Raw genomic sequence first — 6772 nt, forward strand, 5'->3', positions numbered from 1 at the left:
CGCGTGACAGACGTCGTTGTCCGGCAGATGTCGTTTTCCACTGACCGCTCTCTGTTGCTGCTTACAGTGGACTGGCGCGCGGCCGCGCGTCCCGGCCAGTTTGCGATGCTCAAGGTGGGGGACTGGCCTGTTGTCCCCCGCCCGTTCTCGATCTGTGCGCAGGACCGCGAGGCTGGCACGACGAGCTTCCTCATCCGGCGCAGAGGACTGCTGTGGGATCAGCTCCTGCGGCTTCAGCCGGGCGCGACGGTTCAGATCAAGGGGCCGCTGGGCAACGGGTTTCCTGAGTTGCCTGCACCACTCCTTGTCGGGGGAGGATGCGGTGTGGCCCCGCTGCTGTTCGTGGCAGCGACACGCCCGGTGGCCGGGTTCTACGCCGGGGTCGCGAGTGCTGCAGAACAGGCCTTCCTGGCTCCGCTCCTCCCGGCCGGGACGGTGGTCACGGTGAAACCGCAGTTCGTGACCGATGCATTTCTGGCGAGCCGCAGTGCAGGTCCGGTGTTCGCCTGCGGCCCATCATCCATGCTGCGCGTGCTTGCCAACCGCTATCGAGGTGGTCCCATCTGGGTCTCCCTGGAGGAGCGCATGGCGTGTGGCGAGGGGTTGTGCAAGGGTTGCCCTGTCCGGCGGCGGGAAGGCAGCGTGGCGCTGGTGTGCTCCGACGGACCGGTGTTCCCCGAGGGGGAGGTGTCGTGGACATGGCAGGACTGACAGTTGCTGTTGCCGGCCTCGATGTTGTGAGTCCAGTCATCATCCCCGCAGGTCCCGGCGGTTTCGGGACCGAACTGCGCGAACGCTACGACCTCACGGCTCTGGGCGCGTTCACGGCCAAGACAATCACACCCCATGCCCGCATCGGCAATCCGCCGCCACGTCTGGTGGACACTGGGTTCGGTCTCATCAACTCCATCGGGTTGCAGAACCCGGGGATCGTAGCGTTCCTGGACACGGTGTACCCGACCCTGCTGCCGTTTCCGACGCATCTGTTTCTCTCGATCGCGGGCGAGACCGTGAACGAGTTCGAGGACATGGCGCGGACGCTTGCCGGCGTTGAGGGGTTCGACCTCCTCGAGCTCAATCTCTCGTGTCCCAACGTGGAAGCATCGTGTGGTGTCATCGGAGCCAATCCGCAAGCCGTTCATGATGTGGTGGTGGCGGTGCGCCGCGCCTTCCCCGACAGGCCAGTCGCCGCCAAACTGCCCTTTGAGGTCCCCGACGTCGCGGGGGTCGTGCGCGCATGCGAGCAAGCAGGTGTCGACGTTCTTGCGCTGTTCAACTGTCCCCACGCCGCGCGCTTCGATGTGGCGACAGGGAAGCCGTTCCTTGCCCGGGTCACCGGAGGGTTCTCGGGCCCTGCGCTCAAGCCTTTGACCCTCGCCAAGATCTTGGCTGTCCGTTCCCTGACTCACCTCCCCATCATCGGGATGGGCGGAGCGTGGACTGCTGATGATGTGCTGGAGTTCCGGTGCGCCGGGGCCGATCTGGTGGGCATGGGACTGCATACCCTGCAGGACCCGGCGGAGGTCTGCACCATCGCGCATGAATTCGCGACGGGGTCTTCCTGAGGAGCCATGGCTCTCCCGTTCCTGCGGAGGCGGGAACCCACACGATGACGCAAGGATGGATTCCCACCTGCGCGGGAGAGACAAGCCTTGGGTGACTTCTCTGTGCTCCTGTTCTGTCGTCCTCGCGAAGGCGGGGACCCACATCTTGTCGTAGAGAAGTACACCTGCCATTCGTAGCTGGTTGACATTCTGTATCCCATAGGCATGCCAGTATTCTGCCAAATCGAGTGTCATGGTACTCTTGACAAGAGAACGCATGGATTTACAAGTTATATGTAGTAATGAAGAGGGTAAGATTGGCAGGGAAGGGTCTGGTGTCGGTTGAGGGGGACGTATCCCTGGTCTTCTATCCTGACAAGAAGACGTCAGACTTTCTCAGTCTCTACGTCATGTTGTGTTCTCACGACGATCGTTGCTACGACAATAATTGAATGTAAACAGGAGGGATGGCATGAAGAAAGTTGTGGCTGTTTTGGCGGTCCTGCTTATTGCAGGTGTCGTGTTGACTGGCTGTTCTGTAAAAGCCCTGAAGGAAAGTGATGTGAGCTTTGCAGATGGGATGGTAGAGAATGTGCTCGTCGCTGAAACTGAGAGAAACTATGACATGTGGGCGAAGGATATGGATGAGACGATGCTGAAAGCTATCCCAAAAGACAAGTTTGAACTGTTGATCATAGACCCGATTCGAGGAAAGATCGGCGAATACGTTGCGGGATCGAAGAAGTTCTCAGCAGCAGTTGAATCGAAAGGAAGTACCACCGTTCAGTACGTGGCAAAGTTCACAAATGAAGAGCAGGTCAAAGTCACCATCTCTTTCAACGACGTTGGTGGACAGAAGAAAATAGCCGGCGAATGGTGCGACTCTCAAAAACTTCGTGGCAAGTAGTGCTCTGAGCAAACGGGAGAGTGCCTAAATGGTAAGAACTTCATCAATCATCTTCATGTCGATTAGTCTGTTGTTGAGCTTCGTGCTTCCTCTTGTGGCAGCGGTTGTCCTGCACAAGAAATTGCGATTTGCATGGAAAGCAGTGGCGGTAGGTGCGGTTGTCTTCCTTGTCTTTCAAATTCTGACGAGAATCCCGTTGCTAGGATATCTACAACAGAATTTATGGTATCAGGCATTTTCTCTGAGCTATCCAATCATTTCACTCTTGTTGATCGCGCTTTCAGCAGGACTATTTGAGGAAATTGGGCGATATGTTGGGTTTAGACTCTTCTTACGAAAGCATCTGGACTGGGAAGGCGGTATCGCTTATGGCATCGGACATGGAGGACTTGAGTCAGTACTTCTTGTTGGAACAACATTTTTGAATTACTTCATATTCTCAATCTTGATAAACGCGGGGAAAGCGCCTCCCCAACTTTCAAAATCCGTCATCTCGGCTCTGGTAGATACTGCCCCTTCACTGTTTGTCGTTGGCGGTATTGAAAGGGTGCTCGCTTTTGTGGTCCAGGTCGGTCTATCACTCGTCGTCCTCTACGGAATCAAGTCCAGGAGGAGTACGTTCCTTCTCCTTGCCATCGCCCTTCATACTCTTCTGGACTTTGGCGCAATTATGTTTGCAAGAAACACGCTGGTTGGGGGAACGTTTGTTGCGGAAACCTACCTGGCGGTATTCGCGGCTGCAAGTCTCGTGTGGATCCTGAAATCAAAGAGACTCTTCATCGAAAAGGAGCCTCTCGATTCTGAACAGAGTTGAACCGCCGGCTTCCTAGACAACGTAGATTTTCTGTGTCTTCCGGCCCAGCTGATACTTTCCTTCTCTGTCGTCCCCGCGAAGGCGGGGACCCACGCTCTGCCACAGAATGATGGAGAAAACGTCGGTAGGGATATACTAAAATAATGAAAACGGACGTGGGCGAGAACGTAGAATGTGACGGAAGCAGTCCGGGGGACTCTCTCCCGGACGAACTGCAGCGGCTGTACGACAAGGCTTTTGCATTGTCTGACAGGGACGCCCGCGTGGCAAAAACCATGGCAGACGAGATCTACGCGAAAGCCGGCGATGCGAAGAGTCCATATTGGCAGGGCCTGTCCCGGTACCTTGCGGGCTTCTGTCTCTACAATCTCAGCGAGTATGACAGCGCCATGGAAGAATTCGAGCATGGCGACCAGATCGCGCAGGAGTACAATCTTCCAAACCTTGCGATCAAGTTCCGGAATGGATATGGGGCGATATTCTCGCGACTCGGACGGTACCATGATGCCATAGAGCAGTTCGCAGAGGGCCTGAAGAAGGCCAGGGAAATAGGTTTGAAGAGTGACATAGGCCATTTCCTCGTCAACCTCGGGGAGGCCTCCCTTCTTATGGGGGATGCCGCTCAGGCGCTGTCCTTCGAGTCGGAGGCCGAGGGGCTCATCCCGGAACTGGCCGGCGAAAGCAGATATGCCATCGACGTCTACTACAACCTCGCAGAAGCACAGTCCAGGAGCGGTCGAATAGAGGACGCAGAACGATCGTACCGCCGGAGTCTCGAGACTGCTACGATGGTTGGGAATACGGTCTCCGAGGTGGAAGCGCGCGTTCGTCTCGGCTCCATTCTCGCGGATCGTGGTCACGAAGCCGAAGTGCTCTCTGTCATCGAAGAGGCTCTCCGGCTGAGCAGGAGTTGTGGTTTTCCCCTGCAGGAGGTGGGGTCACTGCTTGCCCGTGGACGCATCGAACTGAACCTTGGCCGTCTGGAAGAGGCGATCCGTCACTATGAGATGGCGGTCGAGATAGCCGACAGCCACAGGATGGGAGACCTGTTGCCCTCTGCTCTCGAATCGCTCTCCACTGCCAAAGCTGCTATGAATCGCTTCGACGAGGCGTATCACGACCTCCTGAAATCGGTCGAAGCGGCACATGCATGGTCGAGTTCGGAGGCGGCCAGGATGCTGGCCGAACTGGCAACCGGATATCGGCTTGAGAAAGTGAAGCGTGAAGCCGAAGGCGAGAAGATTCGACGCGAGGGACTCGAATCCGCAAACGAGCGTCTCCGGATCGTGACTCGTATCGGGCGGAGTCTCACGCAGAGCCTCGAACCCAGGGACATCCTCATGCGGATGTGGAACGAACTCTCAGCGTCGATCGACCTCAAGTCGCTGGGATTTGGCATCTACAGCCCCGATTCGGGGGAGATCGAGTTTCCTGGATTGATCGAGTCTGGTGTCCTGCAGAAGGCATCGTCGGTCTTTCTGAGCGACGAGTCCAGTCTCGCTGCGCTCTGCGTGCGGGAGAAGCGCGTCCTCTACTATGCAACGTCAGATGATGCGCGGTCAGCAATCGGCGACAAGCCAACCATTACGTTTGGGTCGGCGCCGGTCAGGTCGGAGACAATTCTGTATCTTCCGCTGTTCAGGGAGAATGACATTGTTGGTGTGATGACGGTGCAGAGTGCCCGAGACCATGCATATTCGGACGATATCATCGAGATGCTGGAGGCTATTGCCTCGTTCACCGCGATCGCTGTCGAGAACGCACGCATCATGATCCGGCTGAATGAGATGAATCAGACCATATCGGGAGAGAAAGAGCAGGTTGAGAAGGCGGCTCTCGCATCTTCCTGGCTGGCCGAACACGACAGCCTGACAGGACTGTCCAACAGGCGCTTTCTCGAGAGGGTCCTCGACGAGAACATTCGGTTGGCGACACTCGAAGACAACAACATCGCCCTGTTCTTCGCCGACCTCGACGATTTCAAGAAAGTGAACGACGTGTACGGGCACGATGCCGGTGACCGTGTTCTTGTGGCTGTCGCGGCACGCCTGCTCTCCGTCTTTCGAGACGCGGACTACGTCGCACGCGTCGGGGGAGACGAGTTCGTCGTCGCTGCGCCCGGCGTGAAGGATGTGAGAAGCATTGCGTCGATGGCGGACAAAGTAGTCGCATCACTCAATGAACCGCTCACGATCACTGAAGGCCCGATATCGGTCAGCATATCAGTCGGTGTCGCTCTGTTCCCGGAGCACGGGCGCAGCAGCCAGGAGTTGATAAAGCGTGCTGACGACGCCATGTATTTGATCAAGCGAACGGGGAAGGGGGCATGGCGCCTGTGGTCGGCTTTCTAGCCTGTCGAATGAGCCGCCGTGTTGAAAGAAAACCCAGCGGCCCTTACATAGTTGTCCTAAAAGGGTGACAATTCATATGTCCGCTCTTACAAATAAAACGGTATCAGTATTTCCTGTTGAAAGGGAATATGCCCGTTGCGTTACCGCCTTAAACCGCACCGGCATTCTCACCCTTCTTCCGAAATCACAAAGCATTGGGGTGATTGGAATAGATGGAAAAGAGTATCCAATACCAACCCAAGAACAGGTTGTAGAACTCTTTAATCATAATAGAGAGCTTGTAGGCAGAAAAGTGCCACAAGGGTTTGATCGTTTAGAATTAACACCCATGGCAATGCCAACACCCCTTCTTATTGACCGAATGAAAGCAGCTATTCTTAAACACGCAGCAGAAGGTGAAATTCGCCAAACCAGACGTTTTCCTTCTGATCCTCTCATCCCTGTTCGTGTCAATACCGAAAAAACTGTCTGGATATGGGATACCTTAAGACAGGCACTAGATACAGACGAGCTTGTATATTTTCCTCAAGAATATTCAAGCAATCATCGGGGACAGACCAAATCAGAAGTAGTCAATAATGGACATATTTGTGCCGTTCCAGGCTGGTCTGTGGGATTAGTTGAAAGTTTACCCATGATGCCTCAACAAGGCCAAGGAAAGACATTAGGAGGCAGAAGACAATTAGAAATAGGCTCATCTCCTAATGAATACTTCCAGACATTACAGTTGGAAGCTTATCAAGGAGAAACAGGAAAAACACTTGAGGATTTCATTACAAGATTTCTTACCCACCTCGAAACGACCAATGAAATAAGTAATGACGTGGATGACAACAACGCCTTGTGGTGTCTTGCTCAATATCTAAGAGTATCGTATGGGGATCTTGTGCCGACCGGACGCTGGCATCGAAGCGTTGGGCGGGCTCGCCTGGATATGCACCGTTCAAACAACAAGCTTTGCACCAAGAACTGGGGTGGGTCCTCCACGGTGAGACTGCTCAGAAAATAGTCATAATGAAAATACTCAACTGCCGAATGAACGACTGTGTTCTTCGAGAATGCACGTGCAATTTGTGGTATAATCATCATGTGACATCTCTAACCACGTGGGGGTGCTGGGGTTCGACAGATACGTGTGGTGCAGGGTTGCAGGTAG

Annotated in this window: 6 protein-coding genes and 1 other RNA gene (1 of these 7 running past the window's edge); all 7 read left to right on the forward strand. The window is 54.9% G+C overall.

Annotation, left to right across the window (positions count from 1 at the left end):
- The first annotated feature begins 3 nt into the window (after positions 1-3).
- Entirely contained in the window at positions 4-711 is a 708-nt protein-coding gene (locus tag SMC1_RS07030) for an FAD-binding oxidoreductase (RefSeq protein ID WP_119086066.1), read from the forward strand.
- Positions 699-1565: a dihydroorotate dehydrogenase gene (locus SMC1_RS07035; RefSeq protein WP_126855187.1), complete on the forward strand. Its 867-nt coding sequence runs from the start codon at positions 699-701 to the stop codon at positions 1563-1565. Before SMC1_RS07030 ends, SMC1_RS07035 begins: the two co-directional genes overlap by 13 nt.
- Before the next feature lie 451 nt (positions 1566-2016).
- Positions 2017-2451: a hypothetical protein gene (locus SMC1_RS07040; RefSeq protein WP_119086068.1), complete on the forward strand. Its 435-nt coding sequence runs from the start codon at positions 2017-2019 to the stop codon at positions 2449-2451.
- 28 nt (positions 2452-2479) lie between these two features.
- Positions 2480-3265, forward strand: a complete 786-nt coding sequence (locus tag SMC1_RS07045; protein ID WP_119086069.1) for a YhfC family intramembrane metalloprotease — start codon at positions 2480-2482, stop codon at positions 3263-3265.
- A gap of 143 nt (positions 3266-3408) precedes the next feature.
- Complete coding sequence (locus tag SMC1_RS07050; RefSeq protein ID WP_119086070.1) at positions 3409-5616, forward strand: diguanylate cyclase domain-containing protein; 2208 nt, start codon at positions 3409-3411, stop codon at positions 5614-5616.
- A gap of 76 nt (positions 5617-5692) precedes the next feature.
- Complete coding sequence (locus SMC1_RS07055) at positions 5693-6625, forward strand: hypothetical protein (protein ID WP_119086071.1); 933 nt, start codon at positions 5693-5695, stop codon at positions 6623-6625.
- Positions 6626-6724: 99 nt separating this feature from the next.
- Positions 6725-6772, forward strand: a transfer-messenger RNA (tmRNA) gene (gene ssrA, locus SMC1_RS07060) (it continues 289 nt past the right edge of the window).

The sequence above is a fragment of the Candidatus Cryosericum septentrionale genome, from assembly GCF_003570995.1.
Taxonomy (GTDB): domain Bacteria; phylum Caldisericota; class Caldisericia; order Cryosericales; family Cryosericaceae; genus Cryosericum; species Cryosericum septentrionale.

Coding starts and splice junctions, on each gene's coding strand:
- SMC1_RS07035 (WP_126855187.1), top strand. CDS start 699: ATGGCAGGACTGACAGTTGCTGTTGCCGGCCTCGATGTTGTGAGTCCA.
- SMC1_RS07040 (WP_119086068.1), top strand. CDS start 2,017: ATGAAGAAAGTTGTGGCTGTTTTGGCGGTCCTGCTTATTGCAGGTGTC.
- SMC1_RS07045 (WP_119086069.1), top strand. CDS start 2,480: ATGGTAAGAACTTCATCAATCATCTTCATGTCGATTAGTCTGTTGTTG.
- SMC1_RS07050 (WP_119086070.1), top strand. CDS start 3,409: ATGAAAACGGACGTGGGCGAGAACGTAGAATGTGACGGAAGCAGTCCG.
- SMC1_RS07055 (WP_119086071.1), top strand. CDS start 5,693: ATGTCCGCTCTTACAAATAAAACGGTATCAGTATTTCCTGTTGAAAGG.